Genomic DNA, 26474 nt, shown 5'->3' on the forward strand with positions numbered 1-26474 from the left:
AATTTGCTCCCTAGAGGGAACTGAAAAATGAACGAACTGACCAAATTCACCAACCAGCTGGCCAAGCCGGAAACCTTCGACCAGATCCAGATCGGGCTCGCATCGCCTGAGCGGATCCGCTCGTGGTCCTTCGGCGAGATCAAGAAGCCGGAAACAATCAACTACCGTACGTTCAAGCCTGAGCGTGACGGGTTGTTCTGCGCCCGCATCTTCGGCCCGGTGAAGGATTACGAATGCCTGTGCGGCAAGTACAAGCGCATGAAGTACAAGGGCGTCGTATGCGAAAAATGCGGCGTTGAAGTCACCGTAACGAAAGTCCGCCGCGAGCGGATGGGCCATATCGAACTGGCCGCGCCGGTTGCGCATATCTGGTTCCTCAAGTCGCTGCCTTCGCGCATCGGCCTGCTGCTCGATATGCAGCTGAAGCAGCTTGAACGGGTGCTTTACTTCGAAAGCTACATCGTCGTTGAACCCGGCCTCACGCCGCTGGAGAAATTCCAGCTGCTGACCGAAGACGAGCTGGTCGAAGCGCAGGACGAATATGGCGAAGATGCCTTCAGCGCCGGGATCGGTGCCGAAGCGGTCAAGATCATGCTGATGGATCTCGATCTCGAGCAAGAGCGCGACGATCTGATGGAAGAGCTGGCGACCACCAAGTCCAAGCTCAAGCCGGCCAAGATCATCAAGCGCCTCAAGGTCGTCGAAAGCTTCATCGATTCGGGCAATCGCCCCGAATGGATGATCCTCGAAGTGATCCCCGTGATCCCGCCCGAACTGCGCCCGCTGGTGCCGCTCGACGGAGGCCGTTTCGCGACGTCGGATCTCAACGATCTCTATCGCCGCGTGATCAACCGCAACAACCGTTTGAAGCGCCTGATCGAGCTGCGCGCGCCGGACATCATCGTCCGCAATGAAAAGCGCATGCTGCAGGAAGCCGTTGACGCGCTGTTCGACAACGGTCGCCGTGGCCGTGTCATCACCGGTGCCAACAAGCGTCCGCTGAAATCGCTTTCGGACATGCTCAAGGGCAAGCAGGGCCGCTTCCGCCAGAATCTTCTGGGTAAGCGCGTCGACTATTCCGGCCGTTCGGTCATCGTGACCGGTCCGGAGCTCAAGCTGCACCAGTGCGGCCTGCCCAAGAAGATGGCGCTCGAGCTTTTCAAGCCGTTCATCTACGCCCGCCTCGATGCCAAGGGTCTCTCGATGACTCTCAAACAGGCCAAGAAGTGGGTCGAGAAAGAGCGCAAGGAAGTCTGGGACATCCTTGACGAGGTGATCCGCGAGCACCCGGTTCTGCTGAACCGCGCTCCGACGCTTCACCGTCTCGGCATCCAGGCGTTCGAACCCGTGCTGATCGAAGGCAAGGCAATCCAGCTTCACCCGCTGGTCTGCGCAGCCTTCAATGCCGACTTCGACGGTGACCAGATGGCCGTCCACGTTCCGCTGTCGCTCGAAGCGCAGCTGGAAGCACGCGTGTTGATGATGTCGACGAACAACATCCTTTCGCCTGCCAATGGCAAGCCGATCATCGTGCCTTCGCAGGACATGGTGCTTGGTCTCTATTACCTGTCGATGGAACGTCAGGAGCACACTCCGGAATTCATCGACGGCGAAGGTAAAGGCGATAAGCACGAGAAGCTGCCGATGTTCTCGGACATGGCCGAAGTACACCAAGCGCTTGAGACCAAGTCGGTCACGCTTCACACCAAGATCGTTGCCCGCGTTCCGCAAGCCGATGAAGACGGCAAGGTGGAGATGAAGCGTTTCGTCACCACTCCGGGACGCATGCTGATTGGCGAATGCCTGCCGAAGAACTTCAAGGTTCCTTTCGACATCGTCAACCGCCTGCTGACCAAGAAAGACATCGGCGACGTGATCGACGAAGTCTATCGCCATACCGGCCAGAAGGACACGGTGCTGTTTGCCGACGCCATCATGGTGCTGGGCTTCCGCCACGCGTTCAAGGCCGGCATCTCCTTCGGCAAGGACGACATGATCATCCCCGATTCGAAGGATGGCATGGTGGAAGAGACCAAAAAGCTGGTGGCTGACTATGAGCAACAGTACCAGGACGGTCTCATCACCCAGCAGGAGAAGTACAACAAGGTGATTGACGCCTGGAGCCGCTGCGGTGACCAGGTGGCCGAAGCGATGATGGAAGAGATCCGCTCGCAGCCGATCGACAAGGACGGCAAGCAGGCGCAGATCAACTCGATCTACATGATGAGCCACTCAGGTGCTCGTGGTAGCCCGGCGCAGATGAAGCAGCTCGCCGGTATGCGCGGCCTCATGGCCAAGCCGTCTGGTGAAATCATCGAAACGCCGATCATCTCGAACTTCAAGGAAGGTTTGACCGTTCTTGAATACTTCAACTCAACTCACGGCGCGCGTAAGGGCCTCGCCGATACGGCGCTCAAGACGGCAAATTCAGGCTACCTGACCCGCCGTCTTGTCGACGTCTCGCAGGACTGCGTTATCGTGACCGAAGATTGCAAGACCGACAATGCGCTGGAAATGCGCGCGATCGTGCAGGGTGGTTCAGTCATCGCCTCGCTCGGCGAGCGTATCCTTGGCCGTACCACGGCCGCGGACATCCTCAATGCCGCGACCGATGAAGTGATCGTCAAGGCGGGAACGCTGATCGATGAGCCAATGGTCAAGGCGATTGAAGAGGCCGAAGTCCAGCAGGCCAAGATCCGCTCACCGTTGGTTTGCGAAGCCGAACAGGGCGTTTGCGCGACCTGCTATGGCCGTGACCTAGCGCGCGGTACGCCGGTCAACATCGGCGAAGCGGTCGGCGTGATCGCGGCGCAGTCGATCGGTGAACCGGGCACGCAGCTGACGATGCGGACCTTCCACATCGGCGGTGCGGCACAGCTCAACGAAACCTCGCACCTCGAAGCTATCTCGGACGGCAAGGTCGAATACCGCGACATGCCGACGATCATCGACAAGCGGGGCCGGATCCTGTCGCTTGCCCGGAACGGCGAACTGGCAGTGATCGATGCCGAAGGCCGCGAACGTGAAATCCACAAGGTGCCTTACGGTACCGTCCTGATGCACAAGGATGGCGCCAAGGTGAAGGAAGGCGATCGCCTGGCCGAATGGGATCCATTCACGCTGCCGATCATCACCGAGCAGTCGGGCACGGTCCGCTTCCAGGACTTGATCGACGGTACCACGATGGAAGAGCGGGTCGACGAAGCGACGGGTATCGCCCAGCGCGTCGTTACCGAATTGCGCTCAACGGGCCGCAAGAAAACCGATGACCTGCGTCCGCGCCTGACCCTGCTTGGCGAAGCCGATGCCCAAGGCAAGGGCAAGACCAAGAAGGACGAGGAAACCGAAGCCCAGCGCTACATGCTGGCTCCGGGCACCACGCTTTCGGTAGAAGACGGACAGGAAGTACAGGCGGGTGACATCCTTGCTCGTGCTTCGCGGGAAGCTGCCAAGACGCGCGACATCACTGGCGGTCTGCCGCGGGTTGCCGAGCTGTTCGAAGCACGCTTGCCAAAAGACAATGCGATCATTGCCAAGATTTCGGGCAAGATCGAATTCGTCCGCGAATACAAGGCCAAGCGCAAGATCGCGATCATCCCCGAGGAAGGCGAACAGGTCGATTACCTGATCCCCAAGACCAAGGTGATCGACGTGCAGGAAGGCGACTTCGTGAAGAAGGGCGATACGCTCATCTCAGGTTCGCCCAACCCGCACGATATCCTGGAAGTTCTCGGGATCGAGGCTCTGGCCGAGTATCTCGTCAACGAAATCCAGGAAGTCTACCGACTGCAGGGCGTGAAGATCAACGACAAGCACATCGAGGTAATCGTTCGCCAGATGCTGCAGAAGGTCGAGATCACCAATGGCGGCGACACCACGCTGCTGCCGGGCGAGCAGGTCGATCGGGAGGAAATGGACGCGGTCAACGCCAAGCTTCCTTCGCGCAAGAAGAAGGCCGAAGGCAAGCCGATCCTCTTGGGAATTACCAAGGCTTCGCTGCAGACGCGCAGCTTCATCTCTGCCGCGTCCTTCCAGGAAACCACTCGCGTGCTCACGCAGGCGGCGGTTGAAGGCAAGAAGGACACGCTTATCGGCCTCAAGGAGAACGTGATCGTGGGCCGCCTTATCCCGGCGGGCACCGGTGCGAGCATGAACCGCATGCGGGTCACGGCTTCGAGCCGCGACGCAGCGCTGCGGGCACAGTGGAAGAAGCAGCAGGAAGCGCTCGAAGCCGCTAATGCTCCGGAGCCCGAGCCCGAGGCCGATGCGGTTATGTCTGAAGAAGCGATGAAAGCGGCCATGGGCGGTACCGATGGCGGTCCTGCAGAAGGCGCGGAAGCAACCGAATAAGCCTTCGCTCCATTATTGATACGAGAGACCCCGCCGGTGCCCATGCACTGGCGGGGTTTGTCTTTGCAAAATCGACGCTATGATGCGGCGATGAGAAGCGCCTTTATTGTTCCAGTGCTGTTGCTCGCTGCCTGCGAGCAGGCACTAGTCGATCCGGCCGAAGAGACAGCTCCGGCAATCGTCACCGACGAGGCATCCGATGACGAACCGCAAGGTGTTACGACGCTTGCCGGGTCATGGCGCGTGGCGGAACTGGACGGAGACCGTTTCGAAAACTTCATGCCACTTATGCTCTTTGGGAATGTCAGGGTGATCTACTGGGATCCGGCATGCGCGGGCTGGGAGCGGCGCTACGTGATCGATGGCCGCGAGTTCTCCGCAACCCCGCCTCCGTCGGAAGGGCCAAGGATTGCATGCGACATCGGTCTACCCGAGCGGATCGAAGATGTCTTTGCAGCGATCGACGAGGCAGACCGTATCCAGCCTGCGGATGGTGGCGGGGTACTGCTGTCAGGCCTGCGGCGCAGCATACTCTTGATGCCGATATGAGTGACGGCGATCGCATCCCCGAACCGCCGGAAGACGAACCCGGCCCGTTGAGTTCATTCGAGCGAATGGTCTTCACGGGGCCGCCCCCAGCTTCCCCGCGGTTAATGCAACTGGGCGAGGAGATCGTCGCGGCGACGGTCTTGCGCTTCAAGAATTTCCGCGAGGATCTAGAGCGGGCCGAGGGTCGAGCGATCGAACGGATGAAAGCCGGAGAAATATCCCAGGAAGATGCACAGCTTCTGTTCCTCGACAGCAGCCAGTCAGTCAGCAAGCCTCTCGTCAAGCGATACCTGGAAAAGCGCGAATATGAGCTAATTTACCGGTTCCTGCATTTTCGCATCATGTATCACCCCACCGGGTGGCTGACCGAACGCAATCGCATGGCCGTCGACACGATGTTAGCAGACGGCGAAGACGGCCTGGCGATCGGTTTGCTGCGTGAGTTTCTCAAGAAGCTTTACCAGCATACCCAGGAGAAATGGCGTGCGGCGGGGCGTAAGCCACCCAAGTCAATGAGTGATCCGGTGGTCATCGAACAGATGGCCCAAGCCCGCGACGACGCGCTGCTGGAGCTGCCGAGCCATCTTGAAATCGCGGAGATGGAACTGGCGGAAATCGAATTCTACATCTCAGAGCATGGCTCGCGCGAGGACAATCGCGCGATCGAGAAATTCCGCGAAGAGATCGCGAAGGCACGCAAGCGATTCGGCCTCGACACCTGATTGGGTGCAAGGCCGCGAGGCATTGGCTCAACCTAATTAACAAAAAACATCGTAATATTAACCAGTTAAGCGGATCGGCGGCGCCAAAAACGCGCATTTCTGTGCCATCGCGGCACAGGGTCAAAGATAGTCGGGCTTGCTCCACAGTTTGCGGTGAGCCGAGCTTCTAAGCGCCGCCGCGCTGTAGTTAGCTTGCTCCACGATGGTGCATTTGGAGAAGCCGCAATGACCGCGAATGTTTGGCCCCTGACGGGAAAGGAGGATCATATCCTCGTCCGGCGGATCGACGACCTCGTACGCCTTACACCGCTTGCCTCACTGGCCGGGATGTTCGCAGCGCTCGCGCTGGCAATCCTGCTGGTCGATGGAGACAACGCACTAGTGGGGATTGGCTGGTTGGCAGTAGCGGTGACAGTCAATCTGGCGCGGCTGTTCGTGTTGCAAATGGTCGATGAGGGCCTGCCGGAGATCATGCGCGCCCGCCAGCTCATGAGCGGTTTCCTTGTCATCGGTTTGGCCAACAGCCTGACCTTTGCGATAGGACTACCGCTCTTACTGGACTCTGCGACGGGACTCGAAGCGGCGGTAGCGTTTCTGATTGTCGGCGGCCTACTGGCGGGATTGATCGTGGCCTCACGCGGCGCTCCGGCGATTGTACGCGGTTTCATTCTCCTCGCCAGCATTGGCGCGGGCATTGCGGCCTACCGGATCGGCGGCGAACTGGCTGTGCCGATGATGATTGTCCTGCTCGCCCAGGCCGGGATCCTGCTCCAGTTGGTCCGCTCGCAGGAGGCATTCTTCCTCGACCGCATTGTGCAGGAACATGCCCGCAGGGAAAGCGATGCCACCGTCCGTATTCTGCTCAATGAGTATGAAGAAAACTCGTCGGATTGGCTCTGGACCGCCGATGATGACGGGTTCCTGCAAGCGGTGTCGGAACGCTTCGGGAGCGCCTCAGGGCGCGGTGCCGCCGAGATCGAGGGGTTGGCTCTGGCCGAACTGTTCGACGCGGGGCCTGAGCGTGATCGCCTTTCTGCCGCGTTATGGCAGCGCGAGCCCTTCCGCGATCTTACCGTACCGCTTCATGTCGCGGGTAGTCTGCGCTACTGGGCGCTTTCGGCCATGCCGCAGCACGACGGGCGCATCTCCGGCTTCGCGCGCGATGTTACCGATGCCCGCATGGCACGCGACCAGATCAAAGAGATGGCGCATTATGACGGGCTCACCGGCCTCGCCAATCGCAACCTCTTCCTGCACCAGCTGCGCGAAGCGCTGAAGTCAGACAACCCAGCGGAGCGCGTGGCGCTCTTCACGCTCGACCTCGACAACTTCAAGTCGGTCAACGATACGCAGGGGCACGGCGTGGGCGACCGGCTGCTGCGCAATATCGCTGAGCGGCTGGCAGGCAGTATGCGCAAGGGTGACATTATCGCGCGGCTGGGCGGCGACGAATTTGCCGTGCTATTCGAACTCAAGGCGCAGGACCGGCTGCTCGCCCGCCGCACTCACCAGCTTACTGAAGCGCTGCGCGGGCCGTTCGACCTCGGCGGGCAGGAATATCGCGTAACAGCCAGTGTGGGCGTGGCGCGCTGCGCCCCTGGCGAATGCGATGCGGAGGAACTGATGCGGCGTGCGGACCTCGCGCTTTACGCCGCCAAGGCGCGCGGGCGCGACGGGTTCGCGCTGTTCGAACCCGCGCTCGACGAAGCGGCGCGCAACCGGCGCAGCATCGAAACCGATCTGCGCAAAGCGATCCGCCGCCGCGAGCTGGAAGTGCATTACCAGCCGATTGTCGATCTCGATCGCGGGCAGGTGATCGGGCACGAAGCGCTGGTCCGCTGGCGTCATCCGCAGCGCGGCATGATACTGCCCGATGCGTTCATCGGAATTGCCGAAGAAAGTGGGCTGATCGTGCCACTGGGCGAATGGATCATTGCGGAGGCCATGCGCGAAGTCGCCGGCTGGGGCGGCGATACGCAGCTGGCGATCAACCTTTCGCCGGTGCAGATGCGCAGCGCCAATCTCATCCCCGCGATCACGTCCGCACTCGAAAGCAGCGGCATAGCGCCCGACCGGGTCGAGTTCGAGATCACCGAAAGCGCATTGATGCGAAACAGTGAGGCCAACCGCGCCGTGCTGCTCAAACTGCGCGAACTGGGAATCCGCATCGCGCTTGATGACTTCGGGACCGGATATTCCTCGCTCAGCTATTTGCGCAGCTTCCCTTTCGACAAGATCAAGATCGACAAATGCTTCGTCGACGATGTGGTCGAGCAGGCGGATAGCCAAGCGATTATCGCCGCAGTTACCCGGCTCGCGGCGGCGATGGGGATGCGCACTACGGCGGAAGGCGTAGAACGGATCGACCAGCTCGACATGTTGCGCAAGCTCGGCTGCACCGAAGCGCAGGGCTTCCTGATCGCACGGCCAGTCCAGGGGAGCGAACTGGACGACGAGGAGGCGGAGCTCGCCCTGCCGACCCCGCTACCCCCCGAAATCATCGATTATCGCAAGGCGCGCCGCGCTGCATTGCGCAGGAGAAAGGCGAAGAAGAGCGCGGGCAAGCTGCCAGGAGTACGGGCAGGCAAGGATGCACGCCGCGCGTGATTGCGCGCTCGCCTTGAGGCGCGACTCGCGCTAGGTGGCGCGGCATGATCATTACCCGTTTCGCCCCTTCGCCCACCGGGCGGCTCCATGTCGGCAATATTCGTACCGCGCTGCATAACTGGATGCTGGCGAGGAAGTCTGGCGGCAAGTTCTTGTTGCGCATCGACGATACCGATGCCGAGCGTTCGAAAGAGGAATATGTCGAGGCGATCCGCGCGGATCTCGCATGGCTTGGGCTGAAGCCGGACGGGGAAGAACGCCAGTCGCAGCGCATGGCGCTCTATGAAGGTGGGTTCGACGCATTGAGGGCAGCAGGCCGAGTCTATCCGGCCTACGAGACTGCGCAGGAGCTTGACCTCAAGCGCAAGATCCAGCTCGGCCGCGGGCTCCCGCCGATATATGACCGGGCCGCGCTCGAACTGTCCGAAGAGCAGCGCGCGGCGAAGGAAGCCGAAGGAATCGCGCCGCACTGGCGCTTCAAGCTTGACCATGACGAACTCATCACGTGGGAAGATGGCGTGCGCGGGCCGCAGAAGTTTGATCCTGCGTCACTCTCCGATCCGGTGATCCGACGCGCCGATGGCTCGTGGCTCTATATGTTGCCCAGCGCGGTTGACGATCTCGATATGGGCGTGACCGATGTACTGCGCGGCGAAGACCATGTCTCCAACACAGCCGTGCAAATTCAGATGTTTACCGCACTAATTGCTGCACAAACAGGTGCAGCAAAACCGATACCCAGTTTTGCGCATGAGGCGCTGCTGGTGGGGCGCGAGGGCAAGCTTTCGAAGCGTCTCGGCTCGCTTGGCGTGGAGGCTTTTCGCGAGAAGGGTCTGGAGCCTGAAGCGGTTATTGCGCTGCTCGCCCGCATCGGCACCTCGCTGCCGGTGCAACCGATAGCCGATCGCGCCGAACTGCTGGAAAGCTTCGACCTGTCCACCTTCAGCCGCTCGCCGGCGAAGTTCGACGATGCAGAGCTTGAGCGGCTCAATGCCGCGATCGTCCACCAGATGGACTATACCGTTGCCGCCGACCGGCTCCCTGACGGTATGGGTGAAGAGGCATGGCGTGCGATCCGCCCGAACCTCAGCCATGTGGGTGAGGCGGGCGAATGGTGGAGGCTGGTCACAGGCCCGATTGCGCAGCCGGATTTCGATGAGGAGGCACGGCCCTATCTGGCGGCGGCGGCAAGCGCGCTCGACTTGTCCGGCGACGATCCATGGCACGCGCTGACGAACGCGTTGAAGGAGCAGACTGGCAGGAAAGGCAAGGCGCTATTCCTGCCGCTGCGTCAGGCGCTTACCGGGATGGATCATGGCCCGGATATGAAAGAGCTGCTCCCGTTGATCGGCGAGGACGAGGCAAGGGCCCGATTGGAACAGGCTGCAAACGGCTGATTCTGCTCTGAACTAAATCATCAGTACCGGCTGGCCGGTTTCGTGCAGCGGGCGGCTGCCGTCCTCGGTTACCAACGTCAGGTCTTCAAGGTGGATGGTGCCGCCCTCGCCGCTTTCCAGCAGCGGGCAATCGACGCTGATCACCATGCCTGCTTCGAGGATTGGATCGAGCGGCGCGCCCGCCAGGTCGCGCGAGGGATGCTCGGTATGCGCGAGACCCAAGGAATGCGGCCGAAACGGCACTTGCAGCCCCGGCTCCATCCGGTGGAGGATGGCCTGCCCGCGCGCTGCCACCTGCGAATAGCTCAGTCCCGGCTCCAACTCGGCGCGCAGTTCCTCCCAAGCGCGTGTAATCGCGGCCGTCTTGCGGGCAATGGCCTTACGCGGCTCACCGATGAACACTGTGCGGCCATAGTCGCCGTGATAGCCATTGCGATGTGTCACGCAGTCGATCAGCAGCGACGTGCCTTCTTCGATTGGCTCGACCCAGTTTTCCGACATCGATCCATTGATCACCATGAAGCCGGGCAGATTCCCTTCCAGCGCCGCATGAGCAAAGAAGCTCTGCCGCAGGTGCGCGCTGGTCAGCCTCTCGCGCATGTGCGATACAGCGGCGTGAGCCGCGCGGCGATTGGCCTCGCTTGATAACGAAAGCTCGGCGATCTCGTCCGCTGTTTTGATCAGGCGCATGTGCAGCGGCGCCTCATAGCTTTCGCGGTTGGTGGCCGATGAGAGCGCCTTTTCAAGCAGTTGTCGCGCTTCGAGGCTATCGAACCCGAACCGGCCTTCGCGGGCAAATGAAGCAGGAAGCGCGTGCTGCAGCGCTTCGCCAAAATCGCGATAGAGTCGCCCGGTCGCCTCGGTCGCGGCGATCCGTGCCGTTTCGCGCGGTGTTCTTCGTCCCATCCCGTCACCTGCGAAGTAGACCGGCCGCGGCGCACCATCGCCGTCGAGCGAAGCCGAGGCCAGCATGACGCGCACGCCATCCGCCACGCCCGCGTCGGCGATCGAGTAGTAGTAGGAAAATTGCCAGCAGATCAGCGTGACCGGGATTGAGTGGTCCGCCGGAATGATAACCGCTGCAGCCGCCGGTACTCCCAGCCGCGAAAGGGCGGGGACAGCGCCGGTGGCCCAGCGCACATTCTCCTCACCGGTTAGGCAAAGGGCATCGAGGCCCAATGCTCGCAGCACGAAGGATGCGCGATCACGGTCGATACCCAAGCGATGAAAAGGTTTTGCCGGGAGGGACGCGGCAGTGCCTTCGGGCGATGCTCGCTCCGCTGCCCGGGCGATCCCGCTTCCCAGCAAAGGTGCGGAGATTGTGGCAGCCAGGACATCGCGTCTGCGCATCGACTTGCCTCGTCTAACCCCCGTGTCGCTCCAGTTCCTTGCCGGTCAGCGTAACAACATGGAGGAGATTGGTCGATCCCGGGGTTCCGAAGGGCACGCCAGCCAGCACGATGAGCTTGCTGCCCGCTGTGCCGAAGCCGTGGCGCAAGGCCATCCGTTTACCCTTGGCAATCATCTCTTCGAAGCTGCCAATATCCTTGGTGGGAACGGCATGCGCGCCCCACAGAAGCGCAACGCGGCGCGCGGTTTTGAGCGACGGGGTCAGCACCAGCATCGGAACCGAAGGGCGCTCGCGCGCAACGCGGCGCGCGGTCGAGCCCGAGCCGGTGAAGACGGTGACGGCAGTGATCGGCAGCGTATCGGCGATGGTCATGCAGCTGTGGCTGAGCGCATCTGCGGTGGTTTCATCGGGCTCGGTATCGTGGAAGCGTACTCTATCGAGATAGGAATCGTCGGCTTCGACCTGCGCGGCGATCTTGTCCATGATGGTGACCGCTTCCTCGGGCCATTCGCCTGCGGCGGTCTCGGCCGAGAGCATTACCGCGTCCGCCCCGTCATAGACCGCATTGGCCACATCGGAGACTTCGGCGCGGGTCGGGGCCGGACTTTCGATCATCGATTCTAGCATTTGCGTCGCCACGATCACCGGCTTGCCCGCAGTGCGCGCAAGGTTGACGATCTTCTTCTGCAGTGGCGGGACTTCCTGCGGCTCGAGCTCGACCCCGAGATCGCCCCGCGCAACCATGATCCCGTCTGCGAGTTCGAGGATTTCGGGCAGACGCCGCACCGCCATCGGCTTTTCTATCTTGGCGCAAAGCGCGCCGTATCCGCCCATCAGGCGGCGCGCCTCAGCGAGGTCTTCGGGACGCTGCACAAAAGAGAGCGCGATCCAGTCCGCGCCTTGCTCCACGGCAAAGGCAAGGTCCTTGCGATCCTTGTCGGTCATTGCGGGGATCGGGATTTCGGCATCGGGGACGTTGACGCCCTTGCGGTCCGAGATCACCCCGCCGACTTCGGCTGAGCAGAGGATCTTGTCATCGCCCGCTTCGAGTACCTTGAGGCGGATCTTGCCGTCATTGATCAGCAGGCGCTGACCCTTCTCTAGGAGGCCGAACAGCTCGGGATGCGGCAGCTCGACGCGGGTCTCGTCACCCGGCTCGGGATTGCGATCGAGCGTGAAGTGGCCCGAATGGCGGATCACCGCCTGCCCATCCTTGAACTTGCCGACGCGCAGCTTGGGACCCTGCAGATCGGCCAGTATCGCGATCGGGCGGTTGAACTCGCGTTCCATCTCGCGGATCGTCTTGATGGTGGCAGCATGATCGGCATGCTCGCCGTGGCTCATGTTGACGCGGAAGGCATCGGCACCCGCCTTGAAGAGCTTGCGCATCATCTCGACATCGCGGCTGGCAGGGCCGACCGTAGCAAGGATCTTCACCTTGCGGCTGCGCGGCTCGAAGCGGCGGGACTCGCGTTTGCTCATACTGCGCGCCTATGTCAGAGCAGGGCGACAATACAAGGACGATTACCATGACTGCAGAAAATTGCACCGCGCTCGACGAACTTCCCGATGACGTAGCGGCAGCGGCGTTCCGGCGGCTGGTGCGGCATTTGCAACATCGCCATGACGCGCAGAATATCGAGCTGATGGGACTGGCCGGCTTTTGCCGTAACTGCCTCGCAGACTGGATTCGCGATGCCGGCTTCGAGGGCGACAAGGCGGCGGCGCGCGAGGTGATCCACGGCATGCCGATGGAAGAGTGGAAGGCGACCCGCCAGAAACCAGCAACCGATGCGCAGATCGCGGCGATGGAAGCGAGCGTCGCGAAAAATCGCGTGGATTAGGGCAGCAGCGGGTTCACCGCAGGCGAGCGGCTGGCTAACAAACCGCCAACTGATTCTCATCCATTGGAGCTAGACAAGATGGCAGAAGCCACCGACGACCGCCTGCGCCTGCTGATCGAGCGTATCGAACGCCTCGAGGAAGAAAAGAAAGGCATCGCCGATGATATTCGCGATGTCTATGCCGAGGCCAAGGCGGTCGGCTATGACACCAAGATTATGCGCCAGGTCGTTCGCCTCAGAAAGATGCGGCCTGATGATCGGGCGGAGATGGAAACGATTCTCGATACCTACAAGGCGGCGCTCGGCCTCGAATAGGACAATCCCGGACGCATATGTCGCAAGTGATCATCAGGCCAGCCGATCCGCAAAAGGATGCGGCGGCCTGTGCCGAGATCTACCGCCCTTTTGTGACCGACGGCTGGACCAGTTTCGAGACCGATCCGCCCGATGAGGCGGAGATGACGCGGCGTATTTCCGAGTATGGAGATAGCCACGCCTGGCTGGTGGCCGAGCGCGATGGGGAAGTGATTGGATATGCCTATGGCTCGCGGCATCGCACGCGTGCAGCCTATCAGACTTCTTGCGACGTTGCGGTCTATGTCGCGCCCCAAGCCGCCGCAGCAGGTGTCGGGACTGCGCTCTATGGCGAGCTACTGGCGGCGCTTGCGACCGGCTACCATGCTGCCTTTGCCGGTATCGCGCTCCCCAACGATGCAAGCATCGCGCTGCATCGCAAGATGGGCTTCGAGCCGGTTGGTGTGTATCGTGATGTTGGCTGGAAGCTCGGCGCCTACCGCGATGTGAGCTGGTGGCAGAAAGTCTTGGCCGAGAGCGGCAACTAAGGAGAGCGAAGTATGGCAAGCCCGTGGGAATCGAAGTCCAATGATGCCGGAGATCGTGGCGGCATGATTGTCAGCACAACGACTGCGATCGAAGGTCGTCCGGTGAAGCACTACCTTGGTGTGGTCACAGGCGAAGTCATCGTTGGTGCCAACCTGTTCCGAGACTTGTTTGCCTCGATCACTGATATCGTAGGCGGGCGTTCGGGCAAGTATGAGGAGGTGCTCAGCCGCGCGCGGCGCGAGGCGATTTCCGAGATGAAGCAGGAAGCGCTCCAGCTGGGCGGCAATGCCGTGGTGGGCGTCGATATCGACTATGAAGTGATCGGTCAGAACGGCTCGATGCTGATGGTCTCGGTCAGCGGGACGGCCGTGGTGATCTAGCCGCCCAATCCTGCCCCATCGGCTGCAACTACGATTGCCATGATCGTGCCATTGTGCAGCGCGTGCACCAGTATCGCCGACCAGAGGCCAAACTTCACCCGAACATAAGCGCAGATCAGCCCGAGGATGAACTGCGGCAACACCAGCAGCCACAGCAACGGCGAAATCTCTTCTTCGTAGTTGGCCAGATGGACGCTGGCGAAACCGAGGGCGCTGAGGAACAGGATTACCGGGAATGCCGCGGCGAACCAGCGCCATGGTCCGCGGTTTCGGAAATACCAGAGGGCGAAGCCCGCCAGTGCGAGGCCGACCATGAAGCCGAGCCCGGCGAACAGGAATATGCCGGTGTCATCCGGATTGGTGGCGCCGGTCATGCCGGCAACGAGCGGAATCGCCAGCGCGCCAATGATGACCGCAAGCATTGCGAGCACATGCCCTGGCCGTCCCGAAAGCCAGCTGCGGAAGACGAGCTCTTCGCCCAGAGGCGCACCGATCACGACGAGCGCGATGAGCCCCGCGGTCAATTCCATGTCGGCGAGCGCAGTTTCGGGAATTTCGAGCCCCAGCGCCATCGCGGTGAAGAGCAGCGCAAGCAACAGCCCGACCAGGATAAAGTCGAGCGCCAGCATACGGAAAGTTCCCGTGATTGACTGACTGTCGATTCCCGCCGCTTTCTCCGGCAAGCGTGGCCGCTTCAGGAATCCAAGGAAATCCGACCATTGGGCCGTCATCGAATGCGCCTGGGGCAGATGTGCCTCAGGGCTTGTTACTGGCGTGCTCATGCGGCTAATGCGGCCCCCGAAATCCGTTTTTCCGATTAATTGAAGTGACACTATGGCAGGCCATTCCAAATTCAAGAACATCATGCACCGCAAAGGTGCACAAGATAAGAAGCGTTCGAACCTTTTTTCCAAGCTTTCGCGCGAGATTACCGTCGCGGCGAAGATGGGTACGCCCGATCCCGACATGAATCCTCGCCTGCGGTTGGCGGTGAATACCGCCAAGGCGCAATCGATGCCGAAGGACAATATCCAGCGCGCGATCGACAAGGCCACGGCGGGCGATGACGAGAATTATGAGGAAGTCCGCTACGAGGGCTATGGCCCGGGCGGCAGCGCGATCATCGTCGAGACGCTGACGGATAATCGCAATCGCACTGCCACTGCTGTGCGAACGGCATTCAGCAAGCATGGCGGCAACCTTGGCACCGAGGGCTCGGTTGCGCACGGGTTCGAGCGCAAAGGCCTGATCGAATATCCTGCTTCTGCAGGGGATGAGGAAAAGGTCCTCGAAGCCGTGATGGAAGCCGGAGCGGACGATCTGGAAAGCGACGAGACCGGACACACGATCTGGACCGAAGCCGATGCATTGCATCAGGTTGCATCCGATCTGGAAAAGACTTTGGGCGAGGCGGAGAATGTGAAGCTGGCCTGGAAGCCCAACATAACTGTCGAAATGGACGAGAAAGGCGCGGGCACATTGCTTAAGCTGATCGACGTGCTGGACGATGACGATGACGTCCAGACGGTGTGGGGGAATTATGAGATCTCGGACGAGATCATGGAGCGTCTTGAAGACTAGGTTGATGGATTACGACACCGGCCCGCTCCCCCACCCGACCACCCAAGGGTACAATCTGGCGTGGCCAGACGGGGGGGAGGGCTGGCGCCGCCAAGGGCGGACGGACGTCCGACCCGCACCCATCAGATGACTCTCATTCTCGGTCTCGACCCATCACTCAGCTGCACGGGTTGGGGCGTTGTGCGCTCAGAGGGCGCGCGCCTTTCCCACATTGCCAATGGTGAAATCAGGACCGATCCGAAGGCACCGCTCGCCGAACGCCTGCTGCATCTGCACGATTCGATAGCAGCGGTGGCGCAGACGCATGCGCCCGACCGCGCGGCGGCGGAGGAAGTCTTCGTCAACAAGAACCCGCAATCGACGCTCAAGCTGGCGCAAGCGCGCGGTGTTGTGCTGGCCGCCTGCGCGCGTGCCGGCGTTAGCGTGAACGAACACTCGGCCCGCAAGGTCAAGAAGGCCGTGGTAGGCACAGGGGCGGCTGACAAGACACAGGTGCAGGCGATGTTAAAGGTTTTGTTGCCGGGTGCTCCTGTCGAAGGGCCCGATGCCGCGGACGCGCTCGCCGTGGCAATTGCCGATGCGCATCTGGGCTGACTTCACCTTTTGCTGAGACTGAATGCGGCAAGTCATTCATATTACGCCGTTTAAATCTGAACAAGTTCCTAGGTGAAACCGACTTGCTGTGATAAAACAGCGACTCGGGCATGCTGCGAAAGCGTCTGTTCCCTGAGGGTCGCGTCTTCGGGTCGCGTACACGGTGGGAGAATACATAATGAAAAGAACTGCAATGATGGTGGCATCGGCTGCCCTGGTATTTGGTGCGAGTTCGGCCAATGCCCAGAAGTTCACTTATGACGTAGTCTGGCAGCCGGTCGAGAACGTTGGCGGCATGACAACACCAAACGGTCCGCGCGGCGGAGGCGGTGTTGTCGAAGGAGCCTATTCTACGACTTTTGACGACGGGACCACAAGTTCAGGAACAGTGAAATGCGTTGGCCTGCAGCAGCCGGACGGCGGCATTTTCGCGATCCATCTGTCGTGCAGTATTGCTGATGCGAATGGCAGCAAATCGTCATCGGTTTACGGGTGCAATTACCTCGGAGAACCGGGTCCGGGCACAGCGCTCGGTTGCGTGGGCGGCATTCAAGGCAGCGATGGCGATTCGGCCGGAGCCAACGGATCGCTGACGATGCACTGGTACAGCCAGACGAATGCGACCGGCACGGGCCAGTGGTACGCTCCGGGCGAGTAATACCCTAGCTGACAAGAGGATCCGGCCGCTGGAGGAAATCCGGCGGCCGGTTTCGTTTGTGCGGGTGCTTCCTCACCTGTCCTACACGCGCGAATGCCGCTAGATCGCGCAGGATGGCCATGCGCAGCTCATACCTTCGTCATTAGCGGACTTACGGTCTGGCGTATGCGCCAGTTTCCTGCTCAAGGACAGTGCTCCATGTGCTCCATCCAGTAGGAATACAGAGAACAAGACCGAAGGCTAGCAGCGTGAAAATCGAAGTTTACGGCATCCCCAATTGCGACACGGTGAAGAAGGCGCGCAAGTGGCTCGAAACGAGCGGGCGCGACTACAGTTTTCATGATTACAAGAAGGAAGGCGCCGATCCGGGCAAGCTGGAAGACTGGACCAGCCGGGTAGGCTGGGAGCCTCTTCTCAACACACGCGGTACGACCTTCCGCAAGTTATCCGACGACGACAAGGCCAATATCGACCGGGAAAAGGCGATCGCGTTGATGGCGGCGAATCCCAGCATGATCAAACGTCCGGTAGTCGAGTTCTCGGATGAAGAAGGGTATGGAATCCTGGTCGGCTTCAAGGAGAGCGATTGGGAAACGGAGCTCTAGCCGCCCCAGTCGCTGGTCCCGCCGGTCAGATCATCGGCATTGCTATCTGCGGCGCTGGAGATACCCTGCTTGATATCCGCAAGGTTATAGCCCGCGCCCCATAATGCGCCGGAAACCAAAACTGCCGCAATGAGGACTTTTTTGAACATGACTGGGCGAGTTTCGCGGATGGCGGCAAATATTCGGTTAAATTCCGCAATCTTGGCATTCTTGTTGGCCTTCCCTGCGGCAGCGCAGGATATCATCGCGCATCGCGGCGCGAGCGGCGATCGACCCGAGCACACGCTCGCGGCCTATGAATTGGCGATCGACCAGGGCGCCGACTGGATCGAGCCGGATCTTGTGGTGACGAAGGATCTTGTGCTGATCGCGCGCCACGAGAACGAGTTATCCTCGACCACCGATGTTGCCTCGCGCGAAGAGTTCGAGGATCGCGAACGCTCAAAGGAAATCGATGGCAGGCTGGTATCCGGCTGGTTCGCAGAGGACTTCACGCTCGAAGAATTGCGCACCTTGCGGGCGAAGGAACGGCTTCCGATACTGCGCCCGGCCAATGCACGTTACAATGGCCTCTACCAAGTGCCGACCTTTGCCGAAATCGTGAAGTTGGTGCGGGCTAAAGAAGCGGAAAGCGGGCGCACGATCGGCCTCATCCCTGAACTCAAACACTCGCACTTCCTGCTTCAGGAAGCCGGGATCGATATGGTCGACGTGGTTCTCAAAGAGTTGCGGGAACAGGGCATCGAAGAGAGCGACCGGTTTGCGATCCAGTCGTTCGAAGTCGGCGCGCTCAGGCGCCTCGATCAGCGCAGCGACTATAGGCTGGTCCAGCTGGTGGGGACGACGGGAGGGCCAGTCGATGAACCAACTATGCGCTACGCAGACATGATTGCGCCTTCGGGCCTTGAGGAGATCGCGATCTATGCCGATACGATAGCCGCGGATATCCGGCTTGTGCTGGATGACGATGGTGCGGCCACACCGCTGGCCGCACATGCCCGTGATGCGGGTCTAGCGGTTCACGCGTGGACTTTGCGCAAGGAGAATGCCTTCCTGCCGCCCGCCTTGCGTAGTGCGGGAGGTGAAGCCGCCACAGGCAATCCCGCGGGACTGTGGAGCATGCTTGCCAGCGCTGGTGTCTCCGCGATCTTTACCGACGATCCGGGTCTGGCGCGCGCCGCACGTGACGCGGGCGAATAGTAGGAGGCTTTACTCGCCCTTATCTTCGAGCGCCTTTTCTTCGGCGCTGCGCTCGTCGAAATACTTGCTAATGTGCTCGAGTACGGCGCCATAGAGCGGTTCTTCGAACTCCGCACCAATTTCGGAATCCTTGTTCCAGCGGACGTAGGTAAGCAGCGGTCCGACATTGCCAATCCGTAAGACCAGCCGGTCATCGGGTTTGAGGGTGCCGAACTTGTCGAAGAATCGGCAGCCCTTTTCGTTCACATCGAGGATCTTTACGTCACGTGCGATGCCTCGTCCTGTGCGGTACTTGCCCCAGGCACCGATGTCGCGACGGTCTCCTCGCCGCCGCTCGCTATCATCGCCTGTGTCTTCTTCCGCCGCCATTACATTCCCCAACGTGTTACTCCCGAGCATTTTCCATATCATGTATGGCCGTGCATAGGTAATTAAGGCCGATATCGTCGGAAAGTTGCAATCCTGTAACCGGCGAAAATGCAATACCTTGCAAATTTTGCATTTCCAGATCTTGTCCAAGTAATAACGCGGCCAGTTCTTCCGGCGTGATGAAATCGTCCCAATGATGCGTGCCGCGCGGGATCATGCCCAGCCGCTCTGCCCCTTCGACTAGCAGGAGACGCGATTGCGGCGTCCGGTTGGGGGTCGAAAGGATCATCAATCCGCCGGGCGCGATGTGGCTCGCAAGTTCGGCAAGGAATGCCGACTTGTCGGCAACATGCTCAATCACTTCGAGGCAAGTGACGAGATCGTACTGGCCTAAGCTGAGATCGCCCAATTCTCCGGCATGGTAGGTGATATTTAGTCCCGAACCCGCCGCGTGCTCGCGTGCTGCCGCGATATTCTCAGCGGCTGCATCGACACCGGTTACGTTCGCACCCAGCCTTGCGAGCGGTTCGCATAGCAGGCCGGCGCCGCAACCGACATCGAGCACGCGCTTGTTTGCGAGCGGCATACGCTCTTCGGTATTGCCACTCCAATGCTCGTCGATCTGGTCACGAATATATCCCAGTCGCACCGGATTGAGCCTGTGCAGCATGGCCGATGAGCCTTTGGGGTCCCACCAGTCCTTGGCCAACTGGCCGAAATGCTCCGCTTCTTGCGGCCGGATTGTCGCGGATCGCGTGCTCATACGCCTCCCTTGGCAGCTCGGGCTGAGACCGTCTCGTACAAATTCTCCCCCCAGCCTTTTGCCTTTTCGCCAAACAGCCAATCGGGGGGAGTGATTTCGGGTCCCTCACCAGGTGGTAGCGGCGGGGTGAAATAGCCCAATGCGTAGCTGCCCATCGAATAGCCCAGCAATTCGCGCAGGTTGGGCGCAAAATCTTTTGCGATTTCGGGCGGGCAGGACAGATATTGGTTCTCTTCTTGTCGCAGCCAGCCAAGGCAGTAAGTGATATTGAGGCCCATCCGTGGCTCCTCGGTTCGATTGTGCCCGCCCGAATGGATCACAGAGCCTGAGTAGACCAGCACCGACCCTGCTGCCATTTCGGCCTGGCAAATCTCGTGATCTTCGGCGCGGCGCTCCGAATCCCAGTTGTTCGAACCCGGCACGACGCGCGTTGCGCCATTCTCGGCGGTGAAGTCGGTTACGGCCCAGATTGTGTTGAGCTGCGGTTCAAGCTCGCGGGGGAGAAATCCGCCCCAGGCCAGCCGGTCGCGGTGGAGCGGCTGCTCGCCTTGGCCGCCGCAAATGCGGATCAACTGCGTCAGGTGCAGCTGGTAAGTGTCGCAGAAAGGTTTGAGGAAAGCATCGCACGTGGCAATGATCCGATTATCCATCACCAGCTCACGGCACTTCTCCGAGCGGGCAACAAGCGCCCCGGTGCGGCTCGTCTGTCTCCCTGTGAAATCGTCCATCCCCATTCCGGTCGCCTCGACATAGGGCATGATCTCACGCTTCAGCACGTCGATGCCTCCCGCGTCGATGGCGCCGTCGATGATGCAAGCACCTTGTTCTGAGAGCAGCGCTGCGATGTCTTCAGCGGATGTGCCAGGGGGCAGATGTTCAAGTTGGGGCATGGCTCTTCCTCTGTTCAGGCAACAATCAACGCTATCATTGACCAAACTGCAAGCCGCTTGTCACGCGCCACAGTGCCCACTAACGCAGGCCGCCACAAGTGATTGCCGGAGGGTGCGAGCCAGTGGCGCGGATCGTGATGAAATTTGGTGGGACATCGATGGCCGGGACCGAGCGGATCCGGCGCGTCGCCAATATTGTGCGCAAGCAGCAGGCCGCTGGTCACGAGGTTGCCGTGGTCGTATCGGCAATGGCGGGAGAGACCGACCGGCTGGTCAATTTCTGCCGTGAGGCCAATCCGCTCTATGATCCTGCAGAATATGATGTCGTCGTTGCCAGCGGGGAGCAGGTAACTTCCGGCCTTCTCGCGCTGACTCTTCAATCGATGGGTTGCAAGGCTCGCAGCTGGCTCGGCTGGCAACTCCCGGTCAAGACGATCGAGGCGCATTCGAAGGCGCGTGTGGAAACGATCGATTCACCGGAACTTATCGAAAGCCTTGCCAGCGGTGAAATCGCCGTGATCCCGGGCTTCCAAGGCGTGAGCGAAGGCGGCCGCATTACCACAATGGGCCGTGGTGGTTCGGATACTTCGGCTGTCGCGGTTGCGGCTGCGATCAAGGCTGATCGCTGCGATATCTACACCGATGTTGACGGGGTCTACACCACTGACCCGCGCATCGTGGCCAAGGCGAAGAAGCAGAAGGCCGTCACTTACGAGGAAATGCTTGAGCTGGCATCCGTCGGGGCAAAAGTCCTGCAGACGCGCTCGGTTGGATTGGCCATGAAATCGGGCGTCCGCCTGCAAGTATTGTCGAGCTTTCTGGGCGATGACGCTATTCCGGCTGATGAATTGCCCGGCACGATGATCGTGTCCGATGACGAAATGAACGCTTTAGTGGAGAACGGCGATATGGAACGCCAGCTTGTGACCGGCATTGCGCATGACAAGAACGAAGCCAAGATCATCCTCACCCGCGTGCCCGACAAGCCGGGCGCCGTGGCGCATATCTTCGAGCCACTTGCCGATGCGTCGATCAATGTCGACATGATCATCCAAAATGTGGGCCGCGACAAGGGAGAGACTGACGTCACCTTCACTGTGCCGCAGGCGGATCTCCCCCGCGCGCAGGCGCTGCTCGAAGACAAACGCGAGGAGATCGGATTTAATCGCCTCATAACCGATAGCAAGATCGCCAAGATCAGCGTTGTGGGTGTCGGCATGAAGAGCCATGCGGGCGTGGCCAGCACGATGTTCAAGTCTCTGTCGGATCGCGGGATCAATATCCAAGCCATCTCGACCTCGGAGATCAAGATCAGCGTGCTGATCGACGAGGACGAGACCGAACTGGCTGTGCGTGTGCTGCACACGGCCTATGGTCTCGACGCGAGCGACGAAGCCGCGTAACCGCCTGAGCATGACTTCATTCCCCAAAACCGCGCGCCTGATGCAGCGCGGCACCGATTTCCTCGGCAGCGACTACGCGATCCTGTGCGGCGCGATGAGCTGGGTTTCCGAGCGCAATCTCGTTTCGGCCATCTCCAACGCGGGCGGCTTCGGCGTGATCGCGTGCGGCGCGATGACGCCCGACCTGCTCGATACCGAGATCGCCGAAACCAGGAAGCTGACGGGCAAGCCCTTCGGCGTGAATCTCATCACCATGCACCCGCAGCTCTTCGATTTGGTTGCTGTATGCGCAAAGCATGAGATTTCGCACGTCGTCCTGGCTGGCGGTATCCCGCCCAAGGGCAGCGTGGAAGCGATCAAGGAATTCGGAGCGAAGGTCATTGTATTCGCCCCCACGCTCGCGCTGGCCAAGAAGCTGCTTCGCTCCGGCGGCGATGCGCTGGTAATCGAGGGGATGGAGGCGGGCGGCCATATCGGTCCCGTTTCGACCAGCGTTCTGGCGCAGGAATTCCTGCCCGAACTGGCTGAAGACCACCTGGTCTTCGTCGCCGGTGGGATCGGCCGAGGCCAGGCGATTGCGGGATATCTCGAAATGGGTGCGGTGGGCGTCCAGCTCGGCACACGCTTTGCCTGTGCAGCGGAAAGCATTGCGCACGAGAACTTCAAGAAGGCTTTCTTCCGCGCCAATGCGCGCGATGCCATCACCAGCGTACAGGTTGATCCGCGCCTTCCTGTCATCCCGGTTCGTGCGCTCAAGAACAAGGGCACCGAGGAGTTCACCGCCAAGCAGATCGAGGTCGCCAAGCGGCTCGATTCAGGTGAGATCGAGATGGGAGAAGCGCAGTTGCAAATCGAGCATTTCTGGGCCGGCGCGCTCCGCCGTGCAGTGATTGATGGCGACGTCGAGAGCGGCTCGATCATGGCCGGGCAATCGGTGGGCATGCTCAAGGAAGAAGAGCCGGTGGCCGATATCATCCAGAAGCTGATGACGCAGAGCGAAGAGGCGTTGACGCGGCGTTAGAGGGAGACGGCAAATGATTGTCGAAAGGCTGGATCACGTGAATATCATCACCGATCGGCTGAAAGAGACGGCGCGGTTCTATTCCGAACTCCTTGATCTTGAGGAACGCGATGGTCCCATACCGCTAAAGCCCGAGCAGGTCCGTTGGATGTATGATGACCGAGGCAATGCCATATTGCATCTCAACTCGGTCGATTGCCCTCGCGCGTTTGATCGGTCTGTTTGCCCAGGGGCTGAGACCGGCGCGATCCATCACGTCGCTTTACGCTGCGGCGACTTCGACGAAGTGCAAGCGAGGCTCGATGCGCGCGGAGCGGAATACAAGGTCAATGATCTCTCATCGATCGGATTGCGCCAGATCTTCACCGCAGATCCCAACAATGTTCTGCTGGAACTGAACTTCTTCGCAGCCGGACCGGCTTAGCTCTCAGTTTCGAGTAGTCTTCTCCATGGCTGCGCCATCGGATGGTCGCTCGATAGCGGATCCCAGACTTCCGACATACGCACGTGTGCTTCGGGTTCAGGCACGCCGTCTTCCAGGTCATGCAGATAGAGGAACGCGCTAACGCGGTAATTCATGATGCAATGCACGTGGACCGGCCCTTCGGCACCGTCCATCGTATCGCGAAGCTGCGCTACATGGTCGCGCGTGGGCGCATCGAATGGCACCGGAATATGCGTATAGGCGATTCCATGCTCGGCCATCAGTTCGGCTTCATTGCCGAGCGCTTCTTCGTGACTGTCGAGCGCGAGGTTGATGACGTGCTTCACCCCGATTGCAGCGAGGCGGGCGGGGTCATGCGACTCCAGCCGCCCCGAAGTCGTAAGTTCGGCTGAACGCCGTTGCCAGTTGCGGATGTCCTCGGGATCGGCCGCGCTGCTCATGATTGCAAACGGTAGCTATCGCCATCTGCGACGATTCGCCCACCCGAAGGCTCGGCAAAGTGCGTGCCGAGGAACAGCGTGTCCGTGCCGACCGTTTCTTCGAGCATCTGTCGCCGCGTGGCAGTTGATCGCTCGCGATCATGGTCGACCACCGTCGTCCAATCGGTGCGGGCGATCTGACAGGGGTGATGAAAGCTGTCGCCGGTGATCAGTGCTTTCATCCCGCCCGAATTCACTTCGACGCTGACATGGCCGATCGTGTGACCTGGTGTCGGGACCAGCCGGATGCCCGGCACCGGTTCGCACGGCGGCTCTACCAGTTCGGCAAGCCCTGCGTGCATCACGGGCAGCACCGACTGTTCGTGAACCCACTTCTGCGTGTGATGAAATTCAGCATGGACTTTGTCGATGGGTCGCTCAAGCGTATCGGGATTGACAACCGGCCGCTCGGCCTCACTTGCCCAGAATTCGTACTCGTTGCGAGCAAATAGGTAACGCGCATTGGGGAAGGTCGGTACCCAAACGCGGTCCACCAGTATCGTATTCAGCCCGACGTGATCATTGTGGAGGTGGGTGCAGAAGACTGCGTCGACCTCCTCGGGCATGAACCCTGCGCCTTTGAGCTTGTCGAGCAGCCCGAAGACCTTGCGATGCCGCTCGGGATCGTTCGGCAGGTCCTTGTGATCCCCGAAACAGGTATCGACGAGGATCAAGTGATCCCCGATCTCGATAACGAAGCACTGTACGACACCCAGCATCCTGCCGCTTTCGTCAATGTAATGGGGTCTGAGCCAGTCAATTTCTTGCAGCGTTTCCGGCTTGGCCTTGGGTATCAGGCCATCTAGATCGATATCCTGCTCGACGATGGCCGTGATCCTGGCATCGCCAATCTGCCAAACCGTCAATCTCAGTCTCCCAAAAGCAATGACCGCCCGAGTTTCCTCGAGCGGCCATCCGTTTACATCAAGATGTAGACTCGATCAGGCGACTTCGGCATCGCGCTTGACCGTGATCACCTGCGGGTAAGTGAATTCCTTGAGGCCATCGATACCGTATTCCGCGCCAAAGCCCGACTGCTTGTGCCCGCCGAAAGGTGAGAAGGGCGACAGGTGGAGATACTCGTTCACCCACACCGTGCCGGTTTCCAGCTGCTCGGCAATTTCCACGCCCTTGTCAGTATCGGCCGTCCAGACCGCACCGGCAAGGCCGTATTCGGAGTTATTGGCGCGCTCAATCACTTCGCTTTCGGTCGAGAATTTCATCAGCGGCATGACTGGGCCGAACTGCTCTTCGGCTACGATGCGTGCGTCTTCTGGCGGATTGTCGAGTATCGTGATCGGAACATAGTATCCGGTACCCGATGGATCGGCATCACCGCCGGTCAGGAATTTGTAGCCATTGTCCTTGGCATCCTGGATTAGTTCCAGCACACGGTCGTACTGCTTCTTGTTCTGGATCGGGCCTACGCCGGTACCCTGCTGCGAGCCATCGCCTACCACAACCGTCTTGGCATAATTGGCGATCGCCTGACTTAGCTCGTCATAGATATCCTCGTGGATATAGACGCGCTTTGCGGCAACGCAGATTTGCCCGGCGTTGGAGAAGCTCGCCCAGAACAGCTGCTCGGCGACTTTCTTGGGATCGGCGTCGGGCATCACGATAGAGGCGTCATTGCCGCCAAGCTCGAGAGTGATGCGCTTGAGGTCGGCACTGGCACCTTCCATGATCTTCTTACCCGTCGCGGTCGAGCCGGTGAAAGTGATCTTGTCGATGTCCGGGTGTTCGGTGATCATCGGGCCGAGCGAATCCTCGCCGGTGATGATGTTGACCACGCCCGCCGGTACCTTGTCCGCGATCAGCTCGGCAATGCGGAGCGTGGTCAGCGGGGTGAAAGGCGAAGGCTTGAGGACGATGGTGCAGCCTGAGAGCATGGCGGGGACGATCTTCTGGATCGCCATCATCACGGGGAAGTTCCACGGCACGATGCCGCCTACAACACCGACCGGTACGCGGCGGGTGCGACTGAGGCGCTGATCGCTGTCCTCATTGACAACTTCTTCCAGGCTCAGCGTCGATTGCGCCGCTGACATCCCGGCAGCGCCGAAGATCTCGCCTTTGGCCTGTTCATGCGGCTTGCCCTGTTCACTCGTCAGGAGACGATACAGTTCGTCGGCGTTCTCCTTGATCGCACCAGAGATGGCCATGATCGCGGCACGGCGCTCGTCGATCGGGGTCCTGCTCCAGGTCTTGAAGGCGCGGCGGGCCGCGGCGACGGCCTGGTCCAGCTCGTCCTTGCCGCAGGCAGGCACGAGGCCGATGACCTGTTCATTCGCAGGATTGACCACTTCCATGGTCGCTGCGGTTTCAATCATCTTGCCGTCAATCAGGTTGCGATAAAGGGTGGTCATGGAATTCTCCCATATGGTCTGGCACGCGGGGCAGTCCCGCAGCGCCGAATCGTG

The 26474-nt window shown here is 60.5% G+C and carries 27 protein-coding genes; 17 read left to right on the forward strand and 10 right to left on the reverse strand.

The features are described from left to right. Window positions 1–27: 27 nt before the first annotated feature. The 5 genes from rpoC (at window position 28) to gltX (ending at window position 9625) form a co-directional block, all read left to right on the forward strand. The gene (rpoC, locus tag ACEWMW_RS05750) at window positions 28–4350 is read left to right on the forward strand and encodes a DNA-directed RNA polymerase subunit beta' (protein ID WP_409412934.1); all 4323 of its coding nucleotides are present in this window, start codon (window positions 28–30) and stop codon (window positions 4348–4350) included. A 90-nt stretch (window positions 4351–4440) separates the two neighbouring features. Next, a complete protein-coding gene (locus ACEWMW_RS05755) occupies window positions 4441–4899 on the forward strand; it encodes a hypothetical protein (protein WP_409412935.1) in 459 nt (152 codons plus the stop codon). Further along, window positions 4896–5621 carry a hypothetical protein gene (locus tag ACEWMW_RS05760; protein ID WP_409412936.1) on the forward strand — a complete coding sequence of 242 codons (726 nt, stop codon included), beginning with the start codon at window positions 4896–4898 and terminating at the stop codon, window positions 5619–5621. The genes ACEWMW_RS05755 and ACEWMW_RS05760 overlap by 4 nt, the downstream gene beginning before the upstream one ends. 225 nt (window positions 5622–5846) lie before the next feature. After that, the gene (locus ACEWMW_RS05765) at window positions 5847–8228 is read left to right on the forward strand and encodes a putative bifunctional diguanylate cyclase/phosphodiesterase (protein WP_409412937.1); all 2382 of its coding nucleotides are present in this window, start codon (window positions 5847–5849) and stop codon (window positions 8226–8228) included. Between the two features lie 44 nt (window positions 8229–8272). Continuing rightward, window positions 8273–9625, forward strand: a complete 1353-nt coding sequence (gene gltX / locus ACEWMW_RS05770; RefSeq protein ID WP_409412938.1) for a glutamate--tRNA ligase — start codon at window positions 8273–8275, stop codon at window positions 9623–9625. A gap of 12 nt (window positions 9626–9637) precedes the next feature. Here the strand turns inward: gltX and ACEWMW_RS05775 are convergent, their stop codons facing one another. Together ACEWMW_RS05775 and pyk are read right to left on the reverse strand one after the other, a co-directional pair. After that, the gene (locus ACEWMW_RS05775; protein WP_409412939.1) at window positions 9638–10975 is read right to left on the reverse strand and encodes a M24 family metallopeptidase; all 1338 of its coding nucleotides are present in this window, start codon (window positions 10973–10975) and stop codon (window positions 9638–9640) included. A 13-nt stretch (window positions 10976–10988) separates the two neighbouring features. Beyond that, the gene (gene pyk / locus ACEWMW_RS05780; RefSeq protein ID WP_409412940.1) at window positions 10989–12458 is read right to left on the reverse strand and encodes a pyruvate kinase; all 1470 of its coding nucleotides are present in this window, start codon (window positions 12456–12458) and stop codon (window positions 10989–10991) included. A gap of 47 nt (window positions 12459–12505) precedes the next feature. Here pyk and ACEWMW_RS05785 point away from each other — a divergent pair, with 47 nt between their 5' ends. From ACEWMW_RS05785 to ACEWMW_RS05800, 4 genes are all read left to right on the forward strand, one after another. Then, window positions 12506–12820 (forward strand): DUF1244 domain-containing protein, encoded by a 315-nt coding sequence (locus ACEWMW_RS05785; RefSeq protein WP_409412941.1) that lies wholly within the window; start codon window positions 12506–12508, stop codon window positions 12818–12820. Window positions 12821–12898: 78 nt separating this feature from the next. Beyond that, window positions 12899–13135, forward strand: coding sequence for a DUF2312 domain-containing protein (locus ACEWMW_RS05790; RefSeq protein ID WP_409412942.1), 237 nt, complete (start codon window positions 12899–12901; stop codon window positions 13133–13135). Between the two features lie 17 nt (window positions 13136–13152). Further along, on the forward strand, window positions 13153–13662 hold the full coding sequence (locus tag ACEWMW_RS05795) for a GNAT family N-acetyltransferase (RefSeq protein ID WP_409412943.1): 510 nt from the start codon (window positions 13153–13155) through the stop codon (window positions 13660–13662). Between the two features lie 63 nt (window positions 13663–13725). Further along, entirely contained in the window at window positions 13726–14043 is a 318-nt protein-coding gene (locus ACEWMW_RS05800; protein ID WP_409413614.1) for a heavy metal-binding domain-containing protein, read from the forward strand. Here the strand turns inward: ACEWMW_RS05800 and ACEWMW_RS05805 are convergent. Next, window positions 14040–14825, reverse strand: a complete 786-nt coding sequence (locus ACEWMW_RS05805; protein ID WP_409412944.1) for a CPBP family glutamic-type intramembrane protease — start codon at window positions 14823–14825, stop codon at window positions 14040–14042. The two genes, ACEWMW_RS05800 and ACEWMW_RS05805, sit on opposite strands and share 4 nt — an antisense overlap. A gap of 52 nt (window positions 14826–14877) precedes the next feature. Between ACEWMW_RS05805 and ACEWMW_RS05810 the strand changes: the two genes are divergently transcribed. The 4 genes from ACEWMW_RS05810 to ACEWMW_RS05825 all read left to right on the forward strand — a co-directional run bounded on the left by ACEWMW_RS05810 (window position 14878) and on the right by ACEWMW_RS05825 (window position 17481). Continuing rightward, the gene (locus tag ACEWMW_RS05810; RefSeq protein ID WP_409412945.1) at window positions 14878–15624 is read left to right on the forward strand and encodes a YebC/PmpR family DNA-binding transcriptional regulator; all 747 of its coding nucleotides are present in this window, start codon (window positions 14878–14880) and stop codon (window positions 15622–15624) included. Between the two features lie 126 nt (window positions 15625–15750). Continuing rightward, window positions 15751–16218, forward strand: coding sequence for a crossover junction endodeoxyribonuclease RuvC (ruvC, locus tag ACEWMW_RS05815; protein WP_409412946.1), 468 nt, complete (start codon window positions 15751–15753; stop codon window positions 16216–16218). Window positions 16219–16396: 178 nt separating this feature from the next. Next, window positions 16397–16876, forward strand: a complete 480-nt coding sequence (locus ACEWMW_RS05820) for a hypothetical protein (protein WP_409412947.1) — start codon at window positions 16397–16399, stop codon at window positions 16874–16876. 248 nt (window positions 16877–17124) lie between these two features. Next, the gene (locus ACEWMW_RS05825; RefSeq protein ID WP_409412948.1) at window positions 17125–17481 is read left to right on the forward strand and encodes an ArsC family reductase; all 357 of its coding nucleotides are present in this window, start codon (window positions 17125–17127) and stop codon (window positions 17479–17481) included. Here the strand turns inward: ACEWMW_RS05825 and ACEWMW_RS05830 are convergent. Continuing rightward, window positions 17478–17630, reverse strand: a complete 153-nt coding sequence (locus tag ACEWMW_RS05830; protein ID WP_409412949.1) for a hypothetical protein — start codon at window positions 17628–17630, stop codon at window positions 17478–17480. The genes ACEWMW_RS05825 and ACEWMW_RS05830 overlap by 4 nt on opposite strands. Between ACEWMW_RS05830 and ACEWMW_RS05835 the strand changes: the two genes are divergently transcribed. Further along, a complete protein-coding gene (locus ACEWMW_RS05835; protein ID WP_409412950.1) occupies window positions 17629–18681 on the forward strand; it encodes a glycerophosphodiester phosphodiesterase family protein in 1053 nt (350 codons plus the stop codon). The genes ACEWMW_RS05830 and ACEWMW_RS05835 overlap by 2 nt on opposite strands. 9 nt (window positions 18682–18690) lie before the next feature. Here ACEWMW_RS05835 and ACEWMW_RS05840 read toward each other — a convergent pair whose 3' ends face one another. From ACEWMW_RS05840 to ACEWMW_RS05850, 3 genes are read right to left on the reverse strand one after another with little or no spacing between them, the layout of a single operon-like run. Then, window positions 18691–19050, reverse strand: a complete 360-nt coding sequence (locus ACEWMW_RS05840; protein ID WP_409412951.1) for a hypothetical protein — start codon at window positions 19048–19050, stop codon at window positions 18691–18693. Window positions 19051–19066: 16 nt separating this feature from the next. Continuing rightward, window positions 19067–19813 (reverse strand): bifunctional 2-polyprenyl-6-hydroxyphenol methylase/3-demethylubiquinol 3-O-methyltransferase UbiG, encoded by a 747-nt coding sequence (gene ubiG / locus ACEWMW_RS05845; protein ID WP_409412952.1) that lies wholly within the window; start codon window positions 19811–19813, stop codon window positions 19067–19069. Next, window positions 19810–20703, reverse strand: a complete 894-nt coding sequence (locus ACEWMW_RS05850; RefSeq protein WP_409412953.1) for a phytanoyl-CoA dioxygenase family protein — start codon at window positions 20701–20703, stop codon at window positions 19810–19812. The genes ubiG and ACEWMW_RS05850 overlap by 4 nt, the downstream gene beginning before the upstream one ends. Window positions 20704–20825: 122 nt before the next feature. On the opposite strand from ACEWMW_RS05850, the gene ACEWMW_RS05855 reads away from it, so the two are divergent. From ACEWMW_RS05855 to ACEWMW_RS05865, 3 genes are read left to right on the forward strand one after another with little or no spacing between them, the layout of a single operon-like run. Continuing rightward, a complete protein-coding gene (locus tag ACEWMW_RS05855) occupies window positions 20826–22106 on the forward strand; it encodes an aspartate kinase (RefSeq protein ID WP_409412954.1) in 1281 nt (426 codons plus the stop codon). A 10-nt stretch (window positions 22107–22116) separates the two neighbouring features. Next, window positions 22117–23127 carry an NAD(P)H-dependent flavin oxidoreductase gene (locus ACEWMW_RS05860; protein WP_409412955.1) on the forward strand — a complete coding sequence of 337 codons (1011 nt, stop codon included), beginning with the start codon at window positions 22117–22119 and terminating at the stop codon, window positions 23125–23127. A gap of 13 nt (window positions 23128–23140) precedes the next feature. Then, window positions 23141–23551 (forward strand): VOC family protein, encoded by a 411-nt coding sequence (locus ACEWMW_RS05865; protein WP_409412956.1) that lies wholly within the window; start codon window positions 23141–23143, stop codon window positions 23549–23551. Here ACEWMW_RS05865 and ACEWMW_RS05870 read toward each other — a convergent pair. The 3 genes from ACEWMW_RS05870 to ACEWMW_RS05880 form a co-directional block, all read right to left on the reverse strand. Further along, on the reverse strand, window positions 23548–24012 hold the full coding sequence (locus tag ACEWMW_RS05870) for a protein tyrosine phosphatase family protein (protein ID WP_409412957.1): 465 nt from the start codon (window positions 24010–24012) through the stop codon (window positions 23548–23550). The two genes, ACEWMW_RS05865 and ACEWMW_RS05870, sit on opposite strands and share 4 nt — an antisense overlap. Further along, a complete protein-coding gene (locus tag ACEWMW_RS05875; protein WP_409412958.1) occupies window positions 24009–24917 on the reverse strand; it encodes an MBL fold metallo-hydrolase in 909 nt (302 codons plus the stop codon). The genes ACEWMW_RS05870 and ACEWMW_RS05875 overlap by 4 nt, the downstream gene beginning before the upstream one ends. Window positions 24918–24992: 75 nt before the next feature. Continuing rightward, complete coding sequence (locus ACEWMW_RS05880; RefSeq protein WP_409412959.1) at window positions 24993–26420, reverse strand: aldehyde dehydrogenase family protein; 1428 nt, start codon at window positions 26418–26420, stop codon at window positions 24993–24995. Window positions 26421–26474: the final 54 nt, after the last annotated feature.

The organism is Litorerythrobacter xanthomarinus (assembly GCF_046254955.1).
Classification (GTDB): domain Bacteria; phylum Pseudomonadota; class Alphaproteobacteria; order Sphingomonadales; family Sphingomonadaceae; genus Qipengyuania_C.

What these genes read in the sequence shown, in the direction of transcription:
- ACEWMW_RS05860 (WP_409412955.1), top strand. Translation starts at nt 22,117, where the DNA reads ATGACTTCATTCCCCAAAACCGCGCGCCTGATGCAGCGCGGCACCGAT.
- gltX (WP_409412938.1), top strand. Translation starts at nt 8,273, where the DNA reads ATGATCATTACCCGTTTCGCCCCTTCGCCCACCGGGCGGCTCCATGTC.
- pyk (WP_409412940.1), bottom strand. Translation starts at nt 12,458, where the DNA reads ATGAGCAAACGCGAGTCCCGCCGCTTCGAGCCGCGCAGCCGCAAGGTG.
- ACEWMW_RS05765 (WP_409412937.1), top strand. Translation starts at nt 5,847, where the DNA reads ATGACCGCGAATGTTTGGCCCCTGACGGGAAAGGAGGATCATATCCTC.
- ACEWMW_RS05795 (WP_409412943.1), top strand. Translation starts at nt 13,153, where the DNA reads ATGTCGCAAGTGATCATCAGGCCAGCCGATCCGCAAAAGGATGCGGCG.
- ACEWMW_RS05880 (WP_409412959.1), bottom strand. Translation starts at nt 26,420, where the DNA reads ATGACCACCCTTTATCGCAACCTGATTGACGGCAAGATGATTGAAACC.
- rpoC (WP_409412934.1), top strand. Translation starts at nt 28, where the DNA reads ATGAACGAACTGACCAAATTCACCAACCAGCTGGCCAAGCCGGAAACC.
- ACEWMW_RS05820 (WP_409412947.1), top strand. Translation starts at nt 16,397, where the DNA reads ATGAAAAGAACTGCAATGATGGTGGCATCGGCTGCCCTGGTATTTGGT.
- ubiG (WP_409412952.1), bottom strand. Translation starts at nt 19,813, where the DNA reads ATGAGCACGCGATCCGCGACAATCCGGCCGCAAGAAGCGGAGCATTTC.
- ACEWMW_RS05830 (WP_409412949.1), bottom strand. Translation starts at nt 17,630, where the DNA reads ATGTTCAAAAAAGTCCTCATTGCGGCAGTTTTGGTTTCCGGCGCATTA.
- ACEWMW_RS05805 (WP_409412944.1), bottom strand. Translation starts at nt 14,825, where the DNA reads ATGAGCACGCCAGTAACAAGCCCTGAGGCACATCTGCCCCAGGCGCAT.
- ACEWMW_RS05835 (WP_409412950.1), top strand. Translation starts at nt 17,629, where the DNA reads ATGACTGGGCGAGTTTCGCGGATGGCGGCAAATATTCGGTTAAATTCC.
- ACEWMW_RS05760 (WP_409412936.1), top strand. Translation starts at nt 4,896, where the DNA reads ATGAGTGACGGCGATCGCATCCCCGAACCGCCGGAAGACGAACCCGGC.
- ruvC (WP_409412946.1), top strand. Translation starts at nt 15,751, where the DNA reads ATGACTCTCATTCTCGGTCTCGACCCATCACTCAGCTGCACGGGTTGG.
- ACEWMW_RS05840 (WP_409412951.1), bottom strand. Translation starts at nt 19,050, where the DNA reads ATGGCGGCGGAAGAAGACACAGGCGATGATAGCGAGCGGCGGCGAGGA.
- ACEWMW_RS05850 (WP_409412953.1), bottom strand. Translation starts at nt 20,703, where the DNA reads ATGCCCCAACTTGAACATCTGCCCCCTGGCACATCCGCTGAAGACATC.
- ACEWMW_RS05755 (WP_409412935.1), top strand. Translation starts at nt 4,441, where the DNA reads ATGAGAAGCGCCTTTATTGTTCCAGTGCTGTTGCTCGCTGCCTGCGAG.
- ACEWMW_RS05810 (WP_409412945.1), top strand. Translation starts at nt 14,878, where the DNA reads ATGGCAGGCCATTCCAAATTCAAGAACATCATGCACCGCAAAGGTGCA.
- ACEWMW_RS05775 (WP_409412939.1), bottom strand. Translation starts at nt 10,975, where the DNA reads ATGCGCAGACGCGATGTCCTGGCTGCCACAATCTCCGCACCTTTGCTG.
- ACEWMW_RS05790 (WP_409412942.1), top strand. Translation starts at nt 12,899, where the DNA reads ATGGCAGAAGCCACCGACGACCGCCTGCGCCTGCTGATCGAGCGTATC.
- ACEWMW_RS05785 (WP_409412941.1), top strand. Translation starts at nt 12,506, where the DNA reads ATGACTGCAGAAAATTGCACCGCGCTCGACGAACTTCCCGATGACGTA.
- ACEWMW_RS05870 (WP_409412957.1), bottom strand. Translation starts at nt 24,012, where the DNA reads ATGAGCAGCGCGGCCGATCCCGAGGACATCCGCAACTGGCAACGGCGT.
- ACEWMW_RS05865 (WP_409412956.1), top strand. Translation starts at nt 23,141, where the DNA reads ATGATTGTCGAAAGGCTGGATCACGTGAATATCATCACCGATCGGCTG.
- ACEWMW_RS05800 (WP_409413614.1), top strand. Translation starts at nt 13,726, where the DNA reads ATGATTGTCAGCACAACGACTGCGATCGAAGGTCGTCCGGTGAAGCAC.